Consider the following 271-nt stretch of genomic DNA (forward strand, 5'->3'; position numbering starts at 1 on the left):
TTATTAACCAATTGGGTCAGTTAAATCCCATAGCTCAATACATGGGAAAAATGTGCACAGAGTATAAAACAGTATTAAGCATGCTTGAGTATCGTGGCACACCAGAGTTTCATGACTTATCGGTGGAGTTATTTGGTCACCCTAAAGATTTATTTCATGCCGGTGAGCCCTCACTTTCTGAGCTAGCTAATATGCTAGATAAACCGCTGCAAAATTTACTTATAGCCGACATACTGCCTGACGACCCTAAAAATATTGATGCTGTTGATGC

1 protein-coding gene is annotated in these 271 nt (G+C 39.9%); it reads left to right on the top strand.

From position 1 onward, the window contains the following. On the top strand, positions 1–271 hold a 271-nt coding region (locus AAEY83_RS15195; RefSeq protein ID WP_351060216.1), incomplete at both ends, for a tyrosine/phenylalanine carboxypeptidase domain-containing protein.

The organism is Psychrobacter sp. TB20-MNA-CIBAN-0197, from assembly GCF_040309765.1.
In the GTDB taxonomy this organism is placed as follows: domain Bacteria; phylum Pseudomonadota; class Gammaproteobacteria; order Pseudomonadales; family Moraxellaceae; genus Psychrobacter; species Psychrobacter submarinus.